This is a genomic window from Rhizobium sp. YS-1r (genome assembly GCF_000757525.1).
GTDB classification, from domain to species: domain Bacteria; phylum Pseudomonadota; class Alphaproteobacteria; order Rhizobiales; family Rhizobiaceae; genus Neorhizobium; species Neorhizobium petrolearium.
The window spans coordinates 55,522-55,846 of the sequence record NZ_JPYQ01000050.1; positions in this window are offsets into that span (position 1 = coordinate 55,522).

A 325-nucleotide genomic window follows, 5' to 3' on the forward strand; every position below is an offset into this window, starting at 1 on the left:
ATTCTGCTTTTCGGAAAGCTTCGACTGCTGAGCCGCCTCGAATTCCTCGAAGATGATTTTCAAGGCGCGCGAAAGCTCCCGCTGCTTGCGCTCCGGAAGATGGCCGACGGCCTCGCTATCAGTCACGGGAACACCTGTATCCATTGTCTCCGTCGCTTGTTCTAGTCGATCTGCAGATCCAGAACCTACGCCCTCGTATTCGTCTTCCGTTCAAAATCATGCCTAGCGGAGCATCGGTCAAGCCCGCTCCAGCGCAGAATGCGAAAGCTCTACTAGTGTGACGTCTCAGAGATTATGACGGGTTGTTCTATGCCCAGAATTGGCA